General features: G+C 59.5%; 20 protein-coding genes. 17 read left to right on the top strand and 3 right to left on the bottom strand.

Annotated features, from left to right (window positions below; all coding sequences use genetic code 11):
* Positions 1–52 precede the first annotated feature (52 nt).
* The 14 genes from K2Y42_RS19970 to K2Y42_RS19905 all read left to right on the top strand — a co-directional run bounded on the left by K2Y42_RS19970 (position 53) and on the right by K2Y42_RS19905 (position 12,374).
* Positions 53–1,417, top strand: coding sequence for a site-specific integrase (locus tag K2Y42_RS19970; RefSeq protein ID WP_291156148.1), 1,365 nt, complete (start codon positions 53–55; stop codon positions 1,415–1,417).
* Positions 1,414–1,983 carry an AlpA family phage regulatory protein gene (locus K2Y42_RS19965; RefSeq protein WP_291156146.1) on the top strand — a complete coding sequence of 190 codons (570 nt, stop codon included), beginning with the start codon at positions 1,414–1,416 and terminating at the stop codon, positions 1,981–1,983. The genes K2Y42_RS19970 and K2Y42_RS19965 overlap by 4 nt, the downstream gene beginning before the upstream one ends.
* A 9-nt stretch (positions 1,984–1,992) precedes the next feature.
* Positions 1,993–2,412 (top strand): hypothetical protein, encoded by a 420-nt coding sequence (locus tag K2Y42_RS19960; protein WP_291156144.1) that lies wholly within the window; start codon positions 1,993–1,995, stop codon positions 2,410–2,412.
* A gap of 2 nt (positions 2,413–2,414) precedes the next feature.
* Entirely contained in the window at positions 2,415–3,449 is a 1,035-nt protein-coding gene (locus K2Y42_RS19955; RefSeq protein WP_291156141.1) for a DUF2493 domain-containing protein, read from the top strand.
* Positions 3,450–4,767: 1,318 nt separating this feature from the next.
* The gene (locus K2Y42_RS19950) at positions 4,768–5,169 is read left to right on the top strand and encodes a hypothetical protein (protein WP_291156138.1); all 402 of its coding nucleotides are present in this window, start codon (positions 4,768–4,770) and stop codon (positions 5,167–5,169) included.
* Positions 5,170–5,172: 3 nt separating this feature from the next.
* Positions 5,173–5,412, top strand: a complete 240-nt coding sequence (locus K2Y42_RS19945; RefSeq protein ID WP_291156135.1) for a hypothetical protein — start codon at positions 5,173–5,175, stop codon at positions 5,410–5,412.
* Positions 5,413–5,442: 30 nt separating this feature from the next.
* Entirely contained in the window at positions 5,443–5,808 is a 366-nt protein-coding gene (locus K2Y42_RS19940; protein WP_291156132.1) for a hypothetical protein, read from the top strand.
* Between the two features lie 9 nt (positions 5,809–5,817).
* Complete coding sequence (locus K2Y42_RS19935; protein WP_291156129.1) at positions 5,818–6,399, top strand: hypothetical protein; 582 nt, start codon at positions 5,818–5,820, stop codon at positions 6,397–6,399.
* Between the two features lie 51 nt (positions 6,400–6,450).
* Entirely contained in the window at positions 6,451–6,861 is a 411-nt protein-coding gene (locus tag K2Y42_RS19930) for a DUF3085 domain-containing protein (protein ID WP_291156127.1), read from the top strand.
* 71 nt (positions 6,862–6,932) lie between these two features.
* The gene (locus tag K2Y42_RS19925) at positions 6,933–7,385 is read left to right on the top strand and encodes a GcrA family cell cycle regulator (protein ID WP_291156124.1); all 453 of its coding nucleotides are present in this window, start codon (positions 6,933–6,935) and stop codon (positions 7,383–7,385) included.
* Between the two features lie 454 nt (positions 7,386–7,839).
* Positions 7,840–8,508, top strand: a complete 669-nt coding sequence (locus tag K2Y42_RS19920) for a ParA family protein (protein ID WP_291156122.1) — start codon at positions 7,840–7,842, stop codon at positions 8,506–8,508.
* 11 nt (positions 8,509–8,519) lie between these two features.
* Positions 8,520–8,936 (top strand): hypothetical protein, encoded by a 417-nt coding sequence (locus K2Y42_RS19915; protein WP_291156119.1) that lies wholly within the window; start codon positions 8,520–8,522, stop codon positions 8,934–8,936.
* A gap of 249 nt (positions 8,937–9,185) precedes the next feature.
* Complete coding sequence (locus K2Y42_RS19910; RefSeq protein ID WP_291156117.1) at positions 9,186–10,076, top strand: hypothetical protein; 891 nt, start codon at positions 9,186–9,188, stop codon at positions 10,074–10,076.
* Between the two features lie 843 nt (positions 10,077–10,919).
* Positions 10,920–12,374: a replicative DNA helicase gene (locus tag K2Y42_RS19905; protein WP_291156116.1), complete on the top strand. Its 1,455-nt coding sequence runs from the start codon at positions 10,920–10,922 to the stop codon at positions 12,372–12,374.
* On the opposite strand, the gene K2Y42_RS19900 is transcribed toward K2Y42_RS19905, so the two are convergent.
* The 3 genes from K2Y42_RS19900 to K2Y42_RS19890 are packed head-to-tail and all read right to left on the bottom strand — an operon-like array spanning position 12,375 to position 13,967.
* Positions 12,375–12,977, bottom strand: coding sequence for a hypothetical protein (locus K2Y42_RS19900; protein WP_291156113.1), 603 nt, complete (start codon positions 12,975–12,977; stop codon positions 12,375–12,377). It lies immediately after the preceding gene.
* Between the two features lie 12 nt (positions 12,978–12,989).
* The gene (locus K2Y42_RS19895; protein ID WP_291156110.1) at positions 12,990–13,448 is read right to left on the bottom strand and encodes a hypothetical protein; all 459 of its coding nucleotides are present in this window, start codon (positions 13,446–13,448) and stop codon (positions 12,990–12,992) included.
* Positions 13,449–13,457: 9 nt separating this feature from the next.
* Positions 13,458–13,967 carry a hypothetical protein gene (locus K2Y42_RS19890; RefSeq protein WP_291156107.1) on the bottom strand — a complete coding sequence of 170 codons (510 nt, stop codon included), beginning with the start codon at positions 13,965–13,967 and terminating at the stop codon, positions 13,458–13,460.
* 356 nt (positions 13,968–14,323) lie between these two features.
* On the opposite strand from K2Y42_RS19890, the gene K2Y42_RS19885 reads away from it, so the two are divergent.
* The 3 genes from K2Y42_RS19885 to K2Y42_RS19875 are packed head-to-tail and all read left to right on the top strand — an operon-like array spanning position 14,324 to position 15,329.
* A complete protein-coding gene (locus tag K2Y42_RS19885) occupies positions 14,324–14,752 on the top strand; it encodes a hypothetical protein (protein ID WP_291156104.1) in 429 nt (142 codons plus the stop codon).
* Positions 14,749–14,898: a hypothetical protein gene (locus K2Y42_RS19880; protein ID WP_291156102.1), complete on the top strand. Its 150-nt coding sequence runs from the start codon at positions 14,749–14,751 to the stop codon at positions 14,896–14,898. Before K2Y42_RS19885 ends, K2Y42_RS19880 begins: the two co-directional genes overlap by 4 nt.
* Entirely contained in the window at positions 14,895–15,329 is a 435-nt protein-coding gene (locus tag K2Y42_RS19875; RefSeq protein ID WP_291156100.1) for a hypothetical protein, read from the top strand. Before K2Y42_RS19880 ends, K2Y42_RS19875 begins: the two co-directional genes overlap by 4 nt.

The following is a 15,329-nucleotide window of genomic DNA, read 5'->3' as shown; positions in this document are numbered from 1 at the left end:
TTCTACCGGGATTTCACCAGAACGCTCTTAGAGCATATGGAGATCTCTCACCATGACGTCCAGAACCATCCTGACCGACCTTCTTATCCGGGCCCTCCCGACCCCCTCTCAGGTTTCCACCCAGTACCCGGACGCCAAGTGCCAAGGCTTTGGCATTCGCGTCAGCAGCAAAGGCGTCAAGACTTTCTACTACCGCTACGAGCTGAACGGCTCGGCATTCCGCATGACCATCGGTCGCTATCCCGACGTCAAACTTGCCGACGCCCGTTTGAAGGCCGACCAGGCACGTATCCTTGTGAAGGCTGGCATCGACCCCAACCCCACGCCAGACCCGCAGCCCACAGAGGATGCGTCCACTCCGGCCGCAGCCCCGCCAACGGCCGTTGCAAACAACCGGCCTGAAGGCGTCGAGCCCGTTCTTTTCACAACCGCCCTCAAAACCTACCTGGAGGTCCATTGCCCCGGACACGCTCGGCAAAGCACTATCAACGAATATCGCTTCGTCTTGACTAAGCATTACGACCGCCCGTGGGCCAACAGAACCGTTTGCTCCATCAAGAAGTCCGAGGTGATTGCCGTCATTGACCGCGCCAAGGCAAACGGTCAGTACAGCGCCGCCCGGCACGCCCAAAAATACGTCAAGACCTTCTTTAAATGGTGCAGAGCCTCTGATTACATTCTGGTCTCGCCGTCCGAAGACCTCCCCTCGCCGCCCAAGGCCAAAAAGAGGACGCGCCTTCTCACAAAACACGAGATCCGCCGAGTGTGGGAGGCTGCCAAGGCCGAAGGCTATCCCTTTGGCCCAATTACCCAGCTTGCAATCCTTACAGCCCAGCGCCGAAGCGAAGTCGTCGGCATGCGATGGGACGAACTTGATTTTGCCGAAGCAATCTGGACTATCCCCGGATCGCGCACCAAAAATGGCGAGCCCAACATTGTTCCGATTTCTACGCTTGCTCTCATGATTCTTTCGGAGATCAAGCGCATGACGGCCTTGTCACGCGATCAGGCCGCCGGCACGCTGGAAACCTCACTTCGCGACCTCTATCCATACTATTGCCCGGCGCCCTCGCCTTATGTTTTCCCCTCGAAAACAAACCCACGCCGGCCGTTCGCCGGCATCAACCGGGCCAAAAGGCGCATCAACTCCAGCGCACAAATCGATCACTGGGTGATCCATGACCTGCGCCGCACCACCACCACGCAATTGGGAAGCCTGGACGTTCCTAAGGACATCCAGAAGCGGATTATCAACCATAGCCAAAGCGGTGACGTCACCGCCATCTACGATTTATACCGCTACACCGAGCAACGACAAAAAGCGCTACAAAGCTGGGCCGACAAACTGCTAACGATCATCGAGCACCAGACCGAAGAAGAAGACGAAACCTTACTTCTGCCCTTCGACACTCCTTGACCCTTCGGCCCCCGCGCACAATCCAGCCGGGGGCCATTTTTTTTAAAGCACTTGATGACGGGGATCTGCTTCTCAAAACGCTCTTTATGAGCAACGCACATCAAATCTCGCCAACTGAAGCGCTGTCGCCCCCCACAACCTTATTCATTCACGCCAATCTCATTTCGGCATTCGTCGTCTATTCCTATCCGAACATCCTGCGGCTTGAGACCGACGGGCTATTTCCCGCCCGCATCCGATTAAGCCCCCGCACATCGGTCTGGTCCGCCGAAGAAGTCGTTGGCTGGATGCAAGCAAAGATCAACGCTCGAGCTGGCGACGTCCCTCCAATCCTTACCATTCACGATCGCTTCCTCGACCTAAAACGGCTGCGGCGTCTGGTTCCTTATTCACGCACGCATCTGGACCGGCTTGAAGCCGCAAAAAGCTTTCCCCCCCGCTTCTCGCTCGGGAAAAATCGCACCGTCTGGCTCGAACGCGAGGTCCGCGAATGGATCGCAAATAAAACGCGCCAGGACGTGCCCAATCGTCCGTCTCCCCCATGTTCGCAACACCCCGAAACCTGAGAACCACCAATGACCAGCACGCCTCAGCAAACCACCGGGCAAACCTCCGTTGCACCCGCCCCGATCGCATCGCCCCGCGCCGATGCATCGATCGGCATTGGCCGTCTTCCCGCCATTGCCGGATATTTCCGAACCGGCCGGCGCATCCCGCGGCGCCACCCCGGCAGACGCAAAATCCGCAAACTTGCAGATCGCATCGCCGCCGATCTGGATGTCCGCATCGTCGCCGCCAACACGCTCCTGAAAACGTACACCCCCGACAACACTTTCATCTGCAGCCCCATGGCGAGCATCGCTGCGCTTTGCCGCCTGCCCTTCCGCCGCCTCTACCACGTCGACCGGGAAGCGCTGTCGGAGATCCGCTACCTGCGCGCCTTGCACGCATTCTACGTCGACAAAGACACACCCTTTGCATGGGAAAGGAACTAGCCATGCGCCTCATTGTCTGCGGTGCCCGCGATTACGACGACTATCACGCCGTCAAGACCGCCATCGCCCAGCTAAAGCCTACCGTCATCGCCCACGGCACCGCCAAGGGCGTCGATAGCGTTGCCGATGAAGTCGCCAAGCACCTGCGCATCACCGTGCGCCGCTATGCGCCCGACGGAAAACGCCACGGGCGCTTCGCAAAGCACATCCGCAACGGCCAGATGATGAAAGAATTCAATCCCGACGCCGTACTCACCATTCTCGGCAAGCCGGCCGTGCCCGGAGCCCCTGGCAAGCCTGACGACCCGGGCGTTCCGGGCGATGCCGGAAACTATGGCGCGACAACGATCGCGCTACGCGCCCTCAAATCCGGAATCCCGGTTTATACCGTCGGCAAGGACCGCCAGCTCCTGCAGCTGCCGAAGGTCGAACGCGACCGCCTCAACAACGCAAACCTTCCGCGCAACGTCAGCCCCGAAAACGTCGTGCGCGGCCTGATCGCGCGCGCTGCGCCTGCTTCTCAGGCCCGTGCCCCTGATGCGGCGCCATCCCACACCAAAGTGCCCGAACCCAAAAACGTCATCGGCGAGCCGCCCTATCTCGAAACCGGCCCCCATGGCCGCGGCGATTTCAATCCTTATACCGCCCGCCTTCAAAGCCATCAGGGCCGCTCCATCCACGAAGCGTTCACCGCTGCCAAGATCTTCGAAAACGGCGCCACGGGCCTGACGCCCGATCTGGCCAAAGGCCGCAACGCCACCAACAGCGATGAGCTGGGCGATATTTACACCGCGCTCTGGGGCCAGTGGCTGCGCGAGAATCCGAAACAGATGGACGCCCTGCTTTCTGCCCGCGGCATTGCCAACGTCAACGCCCCCGAGGAAGACGTCTGCCCCGCCCAAACCCTTTGGCGCATCCGCCAGGCCGAGATCCGCCGCCGCCATCTTCTCAGGCTGCCGATCCCGCAGCACAGCCTATCGATCGCCCCGTCGTTCAATGTCAGCCACGACAACGGGCCCGAAAACACGATGGAATGACTTCGACCCATCGTTCCACGTCACATGATCGCCGGGCCTTGATAAACGCACAGGAGGATCACAACAAAACCTTAGAAACACCGATTCACCCGAGTGCTTTGCACATGAAAATGCTGCGCCTCTACGACATCGAAATCATTCCGCCCTTCGGCGACGAGCTCGAGATCATTCTGCCCGGCCAAAATTACGAGCACGCCAAACACGCCGCGGAAATTCTCCTGCTCACCCGCGGCGAAGCCCCGTTCGATCCGATCGACATTTCGCCCGGCCGCAATCTTGGAGACATCTACGCGCGCAAGGCCGACAAGCTCATGCATCACCTTCTGGCCGCCTACGATGCGGTCTACGACAAGGCGCAGGAGCGCAGATTCATGGCCGAGATGTTCGACCATCTCGAATACCAGATCGAATCCGCCTTCCCCTTCTCGCGCAACGTCGACCGCCGGCTGCTGGAGAAATTCATCATCCAGCGCACCGCGCGCCAGTTGCCCGATCAGGTCATCGAAGCCGATCCCCTGCGGCGCAAAGCCAACAACGCCAACGCGCCTTCTCCCGCCGCCAAATCCAAAAGCATGCGCGCAGACAAGGGTCTGACAGCTGCCAAGCGGCTGATCGGCAGCATCGAAAAGGACGTTCATGAAACCGCGCAGCTCACCGACCAAGTGAAGCACGAGCATATCGCTGCTCGCATCGCGATTTCCCGCGCCGCCCAACACCGCGCCGCCTCCGTGCGCGCCCGCGTCAACAAGGATTTCAACCAGCACTATCGTGAGGTCAGGCGGCTTTACGCCGAAAAAGCACCATCGGGCGACAAACTCGCGGCCCGCGAATACCAGGGTACGCTGAAAGCCGTCGTCAGATCCCACCAGACCGTGCTGCGCCAGGCGCTCCGATCGGTTCACGATCACAAGCGTGAGGCCCTCGCCACCGCCGACAAAGTGCTGTCGGATTTCCATGCCCGCAACAGGCAGCTTTCAAAATGGGAAACCGACTGGCTGCGCCAGCAGTGGCGGGAAATCTCGACCACGCACTATCGTGAAAAACACACACCGACCCAGCCTGCTCACACCGACAAGCCTGCGCCTCAACCTTTCATGGAACGGCTCGCAAGCCGCTCCAGAGAACGCGCCGCGCCTTCCCCGTGCCGCGAGCAGGACAATGGGCACGACCCTGAACCATCTTAAAGCCTAACCCGGGCCGCGATGGCGACAATCGCATAAAGCGCAAAGGGAAAGCAGGTCTTCGGATGCGAGTGATCGGGCAAAGCCCTCTCAGAGAGAGGGTGAAATCCCGCCTCCCGCAATCCAAAGGAAGACCCATGCTAGATTTCGCTGAATCAACGCGCGCCGCCAAACGACCCAAGCCCTTCGATTGGCTGAGACCCACCCAATACGACGATTGTCAGAAAGCCGCGTTCCACCGCGCCGCTAATAATCGGCTAAAGCTATTGGCCGCTCAGCTTGGCTGGCCCAAGGCCGATTTCGACCTCCGCAGCAACAAGGCCGGTATCGCCGTCTCGGGCGAGATCACCCTTCACCACGAGCGCGTCTACATCAGCGTTTCCCAATCCTGTATGGGCGCCCAATCCGGCATTCTCATGCGCACCTGCAAGGGTCGCCGCGATTACAGCGGCGGAAGAAATCACTTCGCCGCCCTCGCCCTTCTTGATGACCCCCCTGCCCTCGCCGAGCGTGTGACGGCCGTCATGGCCGGAGGCTGAACCATGGCCGATCTGTTCCCTTCCCGCGCGCAAAGCCTGGGCGTCAAACCCAAGGTTCTTTTGGCCCGCACCCAAAATTCGCTCAGCCATTACCGCGCAGCCCTCACTGAATTCGCCGCCCCTTACGTCGATATCGACAATTCCGTTCAGGGGGCCCTGGACGATCTGATGGCTGCCTTCGACGACTTCGAGCGCCACGTGCGCGAAACCGCGACCTGGCTCAACGAGCAGCCCGGCACCTGACCCCCAACCCATAATCAAGGAGCATTCCCCATGAAGCCTGCCTTCGACAACGTCGATGAAGAAATCAAACAGATCCGCCTCGAAGCCTGGCACAAAGCACCCGGCCCACGTGTCGCCGACTTCATCCAGTTCCCAACCGGCGAGCTCCGCCGCATCGCCCATGTCTGGCCAGACCGCATCCAGCCGACCAGCGGCACCGGATCATTCTATTTCGGCCACGGCTATTGCAGCCACTCCGGCGGCCTCGACAGCGGCATCGCCCGCGAAATCTTCATAGATACCGGCCGCACCAAGCCGGGCGAAGTCTGGTTTTTCCATCATGACAGCGCCTGCGCCTACAACGGCGTCAACACCACCATTCCGTGCCGGGTCTACGCCCTGCAAACCCAACACTAGGAGGCATTCATGACCAATCCCACCCAAGACAATTCCTTCAACCAGTTCCAGCGAAACGCCGCTATCCATTATGCTGACGGCGATTTCGCCTGGATCCTCAACGAACCGAACTGGCGCGAAAAGCTCGACGATTGCGGCGATACCTTCTTCACCTTCCTAATGCTCGAACTCTCCGACCTCGAATACCCGACCGATACGGCTGACGCCCTTAGGCGCCTGCAACGCGTCGCCGATGACGTCGAAGAAATCTATGACATTATCGATGCGTTGCAGCAGCCAGCCAACCAAATCTTCGCAACCTTTGTCCCGCAAGTCTGGATCAACGATCACGCCGTCACCATCGATCCGCCCGGTGAAACCGACATCGATGTCACTGCTGCCGTGCTGGCCATGACCCGGGCCGAAGCCCTCGATCTCCGCGACGACACCGACCAAACCGATGCCCTGCTCGATCTCGACACCGCGCCCGCCTGGATACGCGACTGGACAGGCCCGTTCTACCTGGCCGTCGAAGCCGCCATCGCCCGCCACTTCGGCACCATGACCAGTCCGACAGGCGAGCCGGACGTCGCGGCCGCTGCCGCAAAATGACAGAGATGCTCTGCCTTCAGGCGCCCAGCATGGGCGTAAAAGGAGAGCAGCATGAAACTACACTTCCCCTGGCCTGAGGTTCTCAAGGCCCTCGAAGAAATCAGAACCGCGAACACCACCAGGCCGTTTTACGGCAAAGATCTCGGACCCGGCCTTCTCATTGTCGGCGATCACGGCATCTACCTGATGCCCAACACCACCGATGGCATCCATCATCAGGCAGGCGAGAAAATCATCGTCTACGCCCGGGAATGCGATCCGCGCACCATGCCCTTTGACGATTGGTGGCGCACCAAGAACAACACCTGGGGCGGAGATGACGGCTGCGAATTCCTGAACAACGCCGATCTCATGGCCCTGTCCGACACGCCGATCCCTTCGCCCCTGATGATCAGCGATCTCGCCATCAGTTTCACCGGCCAACAGATGGAAATCTCCGTCGAGTTCGCCCGCAAGCACTGATCGCTCGCAACCGCTTTCAACCCACAAGGCCCGCCACCAAGCGGGCCTTCACCTTTTAAGGAGACCGCACCATGACCACCTGGACCCCCGAACGAATTATCGACCTCAAAAAACTCTGGACCCTCGGCCAGCCCGCCTCCGCCATCGCCACCCTCTTGGGCAACGTGACTCGGAACGCGATTCTCGGGAAAGTGCATCGCCTCGGACTATCCAATCCATCCACCGCACGCGCGTCCGCCACCAGTGCCAGCCCCCAGCGGCGGTGCGGCCGCCGATCCTCCACTGCAAAAACCCGCGCCGCGCCAAGCTGCCAGCCGAAACCCTTTAAGACGAAGCGCGCGTCTGAGCTTCCGCCCCTCGATCCGCTTGTTCTGAACAACCCGCCGCGCCTAGGCGAGCTCAAACCAGACCAATGCTGTTGGCCTGAAGGCGACCCCCGCAAAGCAGACTTTCATTTCTGCGGCCGCACCAAGACTCCGGGCCGCCCCTACTGTGCGCACCACCGCGCCCGCTCCATGGCTTGACCCCTCAGTTCATACAGCCTTCGCCCGCAGCACCGATTTCTCATCACCCGATATCACTTCACCGCCTGCCGCTTTGCCCCGATGCCCCTTTGCCTTTGTTCCCCCTATTCCATACAGCCGCTTTGCCTCTTTGCCCTTTTGCCCCTTAGCCACCAACCGCAAGCTCTGGTGTTAAGCGATTCTCATCCACAAGCGGCCCACGCCACCCTGCGCCGCACCCCTCCCACTCTTTGCAGCTTTTCCTATTTGCCTATTTACCCGTTTTCCCTTTTGCCTGTTTTCCTTTATTTCTATTTGCCACTATTCACTTTTACCCATTGTGCAATTGTCCGGTTTGCCAAAAATACACTTTGCCAATTTATTTGTTGTGATATAATCCATTTATGTCGCTCGACATATTCAAGTTTTCTCAGGCGCACCCGCCAAACCAGAAAAGGAGCTGGCCACCAGTTTTATGATTCTTGTCTTTGCATCCTCAAAAGGGGGCGTCGGGAAATCGACGATCTGCGCCTCCCTAGCCGCTGCCCTCGCACTCCGCGGTCAACGCGTCGTTGTTCTCGATCTCGATCAGAACCGCACCATCCATAGATGGGCCAGCAAGGTCACAATCCCGGGCCTCACCGTCGAAGCGCTTCCGGCGCAAGACATATCCGCCAAACTGCGCGATCTCACAGCAAACGACGGCTTCGATCATATCCTGATTGATCTGGCAGGGGCCCGCGAAGTCAATCTCTTCAAAGCCATTGCGCGCGCCGATCTGGTCATCATACCGGCGCAGGCCTCCGAGCCCGACATTCGCGAAGCGATTGTCATCTCGCATGACGTCAAGGACGTCGAGGAGACCGCCTCCCGCAAAATTCCATACCGGATGCTCCTGACCAAAATGCACCCGCTGCGCACACACGTCACGGATTTCGTGTTCTCCGAACTCAAACGCAAGGGTATGCCAATCTTCCGCACCGTTACCGTCGAGCGCACCGCTTACCGCGAGATGTTCCTCAACGGCGTGCCGCCAACCAAGGCCGAACCCACCAAAGGCGCGGGCCTCGAAATCAATAATCTTCTCGCCGAGATCGAAGGCATACTGGGCGCCACCGCAACAACCTCATCCCAAGCCGCATGACGACCGAACCCATGACCAAAGAACCGTTCCAGCCCTTCAATCTCGACCTCGACGATCAATTAGAACGCATCGCAAAGGCCAAAGGCGTACCCGCCCTTACCACCACGCCAATCCTCCCAGATCATGAACCAACGCTCCATCCCGCGGAGGAGGGGGCTCAGAAATCCTTCTCCCAGGCCATCCAACAGCCGCCGACGACCGAGCAATTGCACGTCAAACCTCCACCATGCGAGGCCCGCGTAAAAGTTCCCGATTACCTGATGATGGAATTGAAAATGGAAACCGTACGCCGCCGGGTTTCCCTCAATCATCTTTTCTTGGCCGGACTTCGCGCCACCGGCTTTACAGTCCACGATGAAGACATGATCGAAGATGGCCGCCGCCTTCGCGGCAAAAACAACCCGCATCATTCGAGCAGAAACCAATGACTCTGCTTATTGCTGCGAATAACTTCCCCTAACGCATTGACCTTCCCTGATTAAATCTCTCACAATAAATTTATGCTGGAATCGTCTCATTCCATTGTCGCGCCCAACAAGAAAGTTCTTCCTTCCCCCGATAGAAGTCCACAATACGACCTTTTCGCCACGTTCTTTGGCAACCCCCGCGATCTCTCGAATTCAATTGAGCTTTGGGATGCGATCCCCAAATATTCAGTCAGCGCTCGCGCCCAGAACATGCTGCGCGACGACAACGGACGACTCCCCGTCCATAAGCACGATTTTCACTATCATCCCGCGCCCAAAGGAGACAACCCAACCTTCAAATGCACCATGTCGCTGCAGCCGGCCAACATCGAAACCGAGCACGGCCGCCAGGACTTCTTCCCGAGCGCCGACGAAGAACTGGTCGAGGAGATCATCAAGAAAATCTTCTCCGATCAGCACTACGGCCTGCACGACGTCACCAACAAGGAAAGCTGGGTGCGTTTCTCCCTCAACATGATCCGCAAAGAGCTCAAAGCCCGCGGCAAGACACGCTCTATCCAGGAGATCAAGCAATCGCTCGAAATCCTCACCCGAACCGTCCTCGAGGTGGAGATCGAAGGGCAGGGCAACCGGAAAACCGCCTATACCGCGCCCATCCTCAATGACATGACGCGCGTCAAGCGCTCAGACTGGCTTGAAGACCCCGATGCCATGTGGACCGCCCGCCTCCCGGCGCTCCTCAGCCACGCCATCAACAATCTGACCTACCGCCAGTTCAATTACCGCGTCCTGATGCAGCTCTCTTCGCCGATGGCCCGCTGGCTGCACAAGCGCCTCAGCCACGAATACACAAACGCCTCCATCACCACGCCGTACCAGATCCTGTTTTCCACCATATCCCGCGACAGCGGGCTCCTGCACCACAACCGCACGTCCTCTAACATCCAAACCCTCGAACGCGCCCTGGCCGAGCTTGTCGAGCAGGAGGTCCTCCACTTCTACAAAGCCGAGAAGCGCAATGCGGGCCGCACCATCACAGACGTTCTCTACACCCTTACGCCCCATTCCAACTTTGTCACCGAGATGAAGGCAGCCAACGCGCGCGCACGCGACGCCCGCACCAAGCTTGCCCAGCGTTGATTCCGGTTGCGCTTACGATGGTAGGCGGATGGTGCAATGAACCCGAAAACCGCGGCCTACCATGGTAGGCAGATCGTGCAATTCCATCACCGACCCTTCGCAGAGGTGGTAGGCGCTGGCTGCAATACCCCTCCAAAGCGCATATTCTCAATGCCCGCGCCGTTCCAAAATCCCTGTTTGAGATTCAAAACCTGCGCTCCTCAAATCATGGTAGGCGCAAGCTGCAATCCCCTCGCGACACCAAGCACGCCGCCACATAGACGGATTTCAACATTTTTCTGCCATTTTCCAGCTTGCGCCCCGGCGTGGTAGGCGGAAGCTGCAATAGAGCGCAACCCACCTCTTGACATGGTAGGCGGAGGCTGCATTTCCCCCTCCAAATAGGTGGGTAGACGCTGCAATGGTTGGTAGGCAAAGACTGCAATACTCAAAAACCTACCTCTCCGACCCGCACTTTGCCCCTGTCAACTCAGTAGGTGGACGCTGCAATAGGGGCCAAACATGGAAGGTAGACGCTGCAATGCCTCGCTTTTCAATTCGGCGCACGCCTCCAACATGGGAGGTGGAAGCTGCAATACCCTCCAGTGTGATAGGTAGACGCTGCAATGCCATTCCCGGAACACCGCACGTTTCCTCAGAGTCGAGCCGGATTCGAGTCTGCCTATTCTTTTCCCTCTATTTATCCTTTTTTCTTTCCCTATGCCGCCGCTGCATCGCGCGTGGCATCTTTCAAAAAAATGCTGACAGGGTGGGAATGCCGAAAATGCATTTCTCATAACCGCCGTTTCGTTTTTTCCGGAATTTCCAATTTTATTACACGAAGAATCTGATACTCTAAAATCCATGTCGCGTGTTTTATCCCCCGCCCGATTTCAGAATCAGGACCTCACCGCCGTTTCCTTACCGCTGCCGCACAATATCGAGGCGGAGCAGGGCCTGCTTGGCGCACTGCTGATCGATAACAACGGATACGACCGCATCGCCGACGTCATCACCCCCGAGCATTTCTATACCCCCGTTCACGGTCGCATCTTCGATGCCATCTGCAATTACCTGCACAAGGGCCAGAACGCTTCTCCCGTGACGCTGAAATCATTCTTCCAGGCCGATCCCGACCTCGAACAGCTGGGCGGGGCCGCCTATCTCGCCGACCTTGCGGGCAACGTCATCTCCCTGATCAACACCGAGGACTACGCAAAGACCATTCGCGCCTGCCACCAGCAGCGCTGTCTCCTCGATCTCGCTGACGACATGGCACTGGCCGCGCGCGGCCAAGATATCGATGCTACCCCCACACAAATCATCGAAGAGGCCGAGCAGCGCCTCTATGCACTTGCGGAAACCGGCTCCGATAGCCACGGCCTGAAACCGTTCTCCCACTATTCGTTCTCGGCCCTAGAGCAAGCGGAACGCGCCATCACATCATCCGGCCGCATTTCCGGCATCACAACCGGGCTTCCCTCCATCGACCGCAAACTAGGCGGCCTGCAACGCTCCGATCTCATCATTCTCGCGGGCCGCCCGTCGATGGGCAAAACCTCTCTCGCCCTCAACATCGCTTACAACGCCGCCCGCGCGCGCCTCGAAACCGCAGGCGAGCAGGGGGGTATCGTCGCGTTCTTCTCGCTCGAAATGTCCGGCGATCAGCTGACCACCCGCATCCTGGCCGACCAGGCCAAGCTGCCCAGCGATTCTATCCGCCGAGGAGCTATCGACCAGAATGCCCTCAAAGCCTGCATCGAAGCCGCCCAATCCAACGACAGGCTGCCGCTCTTCATCGATCAAAGTGGAACGCTTTCGCTGGCCACGCTCAGAAGCCGGGCCCGCCGCCTCAAACGTACCCACGGCCTGCATCTGATCGTCATCGACTATCTGCAGCTGATGCACTCGCCATCCCGCCGCAACAGCGATAACCGCGTGGCCGAAGTGTCCGAAATCACCCGCGGACTGAAGCAGATCGCCAAAGACCTTGATGTTCCCGTTCTCGCCCTGTCACAGCTGTCCCGCGCACCCGAAATGCGCGAGGATAAGCGCCCACTGCTTTCCGATCTCAGGGAATCAGGCTCCATCGAGCAGGACGCCGATGTCGTCATCTTCGTCTACCGCGAAGAATACTATCTCGCCCGCACCGAGCCCCAGCCCGGCACGGACGACCACCTGAACTGGCAGCAAGCCATCGAAGCGGCCGCCAATGTCGCCGAAGCCATCATCGCCAAGCAGCGCCACGGCTCAATCGGCACCATCAAGCTCAACTTTGAACCGGCGTTCACTCGCTTCACCGATCTGGGCAATCTATAATCACCGCTCCCGGCTGCGCTCACGCTCAAAGCCCCGCGAGGGCAGCGCATCATCCCGCTCCGCAATTTCCTTTGCCCGTGCCCTGAGCCCAGCCATAAACGCGCTTTCCTGCCGCTCCTCCCGCTGCGCAGAGCCCCCGGAAGAAGGAGGGGGGGTGTGAGGGGCGGGCCCGGGGTCGCCGGGCCGCTCCAGGTCTGCCCTGGCGCGCGTGGCATTGGCTTCCTGGCGCTTGTCAGCCCGCACCACATACCGCACGGCAGCCTGAAATTCCGGCTTTACCGACCGCAACCGCTCGATCGACGCGATCTTCACAGGGCGCTTTTCGATAACCCCTTGCACCCAGCGCGCTTCCGCCAGCTTCGTCCGGTCCCAGTCACTGCGCATCATATCGGGTATGCCGCGCGCCTCTCCGCGCACCTGCGCTTTCGTCACATCGCGCAGGAACCGGCGTTCGACATCGCTGCGCGGCTCGATCCGATAGCCCTGAAGCTGCGGCTTCCCGCCCGAGAATCCTGGAGGATGCAGCTCGGGAGCAGGGGCCGCCCGCGCCCGCCTACGCTCCCGCGATCTCTTCCAGCTGGCCGAGCTTCTCAGCGTTGCCATGAACCTCTACTCCTAAACCTGACCGTTGCCGGCGACAGAACAATCCTGGCAGACGACCGCCCGCGGTTCCGTTTTTTCAGCGATGACCCAATACATCCCGTCGTGCATCATCCAGATGTCGAACAAGAATGTCGCGTTCAGACAATGGGTGCAGCTCATCACCTGGCGCAATGACAGCCACGTCGCTTTCACCTCCATCGCAAGCTGCTCTTCAAGCCCGCGGCCCCGATCTCCCATCACCTTCCGCACCGGCGAGCCGGAATGCGCTTTGACGTTCACTTCGATCTCATCGCCGTAGGAAAGCCCGCAATTCGGATCGTCGCTTCCCATCTCCTCACCCGTCGTCCGAAATAGAGATTGAACGGCAGCCGCCGCGCAGGTTTTGCAGCCATAGAGCTCGACTGCCGCAAACCAGACCCGTTCCGCGCCCTTGTCGTATGCCGCCCGTGCCGCCAGAGTGTCCTGACCCATGCCAGCCTCCTAGACCAATCCCAGCACATCCGTCCGGCAGCGCTTGCAGACGCGCTGATATCCTTGTCGCCCGCTACCCACCGGAATATGCGCGCGCGCCTGGTTGCCGGACTTTTGGACCTGCGCCCGGATCCGTGCGCGTGCGCAATCCTTGCACCCCAGCACCAGCATCGCCGCGTCCCACGCTTCCCCCAAACTTACCGAAATATCGAGCAGCAGGCTCAAATCAGCGGTTTTGCCCGGCCCCGGCCCGACACCTGAAAAACCACCCCCGCCCACCACTTCGCGCGGGCCGACCGTCCGCAGCACCATTGAGGCGTCTTCGCAGAACTCAAGGCATTCACCCAGACGGGGCGCTTCCGCCTCCCAGATAATCTCAAGCTTTTCTTCGATATCCCGGACCGCGCAGGCCACGCAGCGATGGAACCTGAAGGCCTGTATCCAAGCCGCCATCGTGCTCTTGACCACTTCGTCAACTCTGGTTTCCAGAAACGCCTTCTCTTCGTCATGTGAGCTCATCGAAATCCTGGCTCCGGTCACGGCAGCATCGCCCAATCCTCCCAACCTGAGAAAGCCGGCCCACAAAATCAGCCCCGCCCGCAGAAATTTTCACGCCGCGCTCCTGCGCGCCATCAGAGAAAAGGCTCCGCCTGAGCCAATGCGGAGCGGCCCCGGGGGTGCAGAGAGAGAGTAGTCAGCCCGCGGGGTCGCCCCACACCCGCTAGGACGCAGCGCAAGCGTCACACAGGCTTCCGAGAAAAACACGCCGTAAGCGCGCCCTGCGATTGAATTTCGATTTCGATCTTCCAAAAGTTCTGAATAGCTGCCGCATACAGCAGTGTGGAAATTCGCTTAGGCTTTACATTTCTGCTACCATGGATAGAAAGAAAGGTTTCGCTTTGAATTACTCCGAGTTTCCATTTATTCCTCCTTTTGCCATTTTCGTATTTGCCAGCAATTTAGCGGGGCTGCACGTTTCGGGTGCTGCCCGTATCGCCTCCGAGCATTACGGCGCCATCGATGGACAAGCGACCGGCCTGCAGGGCCGCTCCTACGCCATTCCCGTCAAAGACGAGAACTTGAAATCAATCCCGCTGTCCGACGTCAAACCGCACGTCGATCGCTTCGTCGGATTTGCCCGCGGCAACCCGCAGCTGCGCTTTGTGCTGATCCCGCCCGGTCTCACCGATATCGCCGAGCGCAGCCCCCGGCACGCGCCGCTCTTTAACCGCGCGCCGCACAACGTCATCCGGCCGAAAACCTGGCACGCCCAGCCCTTCATCGCCCCGGAGATCGAATCATGAAAAACATAACCGATCATCCGCAGCCGCCCGATCGCGAGCCACAGGCTTCGCTGCAAACGCATTGGATGCGGCTTGCCGATGCCGTGCGCCCCATCGTCAAAGCCCTCACAGCGCAAAACCACAGCGATTGGGAGCCCCGGCCATGAGCACCAATGAAAAAGTCAGAGGCATCCTGCGCACCTATCTCGAGCTGCCGCCGATCGAGCGCCATCCTGTCCTCGACCGCCTGGTCAAGCCGCAACTTCTCGAGAAAGCCGCACCGCCCGAAGCAACACTGCTCTCGCGACATATCCGCCTGAGCCTGCTGGTTGGCGATCTTTACGACGAGCTCGGGCATTACATCGCGCCAGATAACCAGGACAGCGCCGAATACTTCCACGACGGCGATCAGCGCACCAAAGGCAGGCTGGACCGCGCCCACGCGCTTCTGCGCGAAAACGCTCGCCGAGCCCAACACCTTCTCGGTGAGCAGCAGGACGGGGCCCCCGGCAGTTTCCTTGAACGCCTTCGCCGCCAGGCCAATCAACGCCGTCCGCAGCGCGCACCCCTTTACATCCCCGAGCTGGAGCTGGACTGA

It is taken from the genome of Hyphomicrobium sp., from assembly GCF_019744875.1.
Taxonomy (GTDB): domain Bacteria; phylum Pseudomonadota; class Alphaproteobacteria; order Rhizobiales; family Hyphomicrobiaceae; genus Hyphomicrobium_C.
The sequence above is the reverse complement of the archived record's forward strand: the minus strand, read 5'-3'. Positions and strand labels throughout refer to the sequence as shown.

Coding starts and splice junctions, on each gene's coding strand:
- K2Y42_RS19970 (WP_291156148.1), top strand. CDS start 53: ATGACGTCCAGAACCATCCTGACCGACCTTCTTATCCGGGCCCTCCCG.
- K2Y42_RS19940 (WP_291156132.1), top strand. CDS start 5,443: ATGAAGCCTGCCTTCGACAACGTCGATGAAGAAATCAAACAGATCCGC.
- K2Y42_RS19960 (WP_291156144.1), top strand. CDS start 1,993: ATGACCAGCACGCCTCAGCAAACCACCGGGCAAACCTCCGTTGCACCC.
- K2Y42_RS19885 (WP_291156104.1), top strand. CDS start 14,324: ATGGATAGAAAGAAAGGTTTCGCTTTGAATTACTCCGAGTTTCCATTT.
- K2Y42_RS19915 (WP_291156119.1), top strand. CDS start 8,520: ATGACCAAAGAACCGTTCCAGCCCTTCAATCTCGACCTCGACGATCAA.
- K2Y42_RS19945 (WP_291156135.1), top strand. CDS start 5,173: ATGGCCGATCTGTTCCCTTCCCGCGCGCAAAGCCTGGGCGTCAAACCC.
- K2Y42_RS19900 (WP_291156113.1), bottom strand. CDS start 12,977: ATGGCAACGCTGAGAAGCTCGGCCAGCTGGAAGAGATCGCGGGAGCGT.
- K2Y42_RS19910 (WP_291156117.1), top strand. CDS start 9,186: ATGCTGCGCGACGACAACGGACGACTCCCCGTCCATAAGCACGATTTT.
- K2Y42_RS19920 (WP_291156122.1), top strand. CDS start 7,840: ATGATTCTTGTCTTTGCATCCTCAAAAGGGGGCGTCGGGAAATCGACG.
- K2Y42_RS19930 (WP_291156127.1), top strand. CDS start 6,451: ATGAAACTACACTTCCCCTGGCCTGAGGTTCTCAAGGCCCTCGAAGAA.
- K2Y42_RS19880 (WP_291156102.1), top strand. CDS start 14,749: ATGAAAAACATAACCGATCATCCGCAGCCGCCCGATCGCGAGCCACAG.
- K2Y42_RS19950 (WP_291156138.1), top strand. CDS start 4,768: ATGCTAGATTTCGCTGAATCAACGCGCGCCGCCAAACGACCCAAGCCC.
- K2Y42_RS19890 (WP_291156107.1), bottom strand. CDS start 13,967: ATGAGCTCACATGACGAAGAGAAGGCGTTTCTGGAAACCAGAGTTGAC.
- K2Y42_RS19905 (WP_291156116.1), top strand. CDS start 10,920: ATGTCGCGTGTTTTATCCCCCGCCCGATTTCAGAATCAGGACCTCACC.
- K2Y42_RS19955 (WP_291156141.1), top strand. CDS start 2,415: ATGCGCCTCATTGTCTGCGGTGCCCGCGATTACGACGACTATCACGCC.
- K2Y42_RS19925 (WP_291156124.1), top strand. CDS start 6,933: ATGACCACCTGGACCCCCGAACGAATTATCGACCTCAAAAAACTCTGG.
- K2Y42_RS19935 (WP_291156129.1), top strand. CDS start 5,818: ATGACCAATCCCACCCAAGACAATTCCTTCAACCAGTTCCAGCGAAAC.
- K2Y42_RS19895 (WP_291156110.1), bottom strand. CDS start 13,448: ATGGGTCAGGACACTCTGGCGGCACGGGCGGCATACGACAAGGGCGCG.
- K2Y42_RS19875 (WP_291156100.1), top strand. CDS start 14,895: ATGAGCACCAATGAAAAAGTCAGAGGCATCCTGCGCACCTATCTCGAG.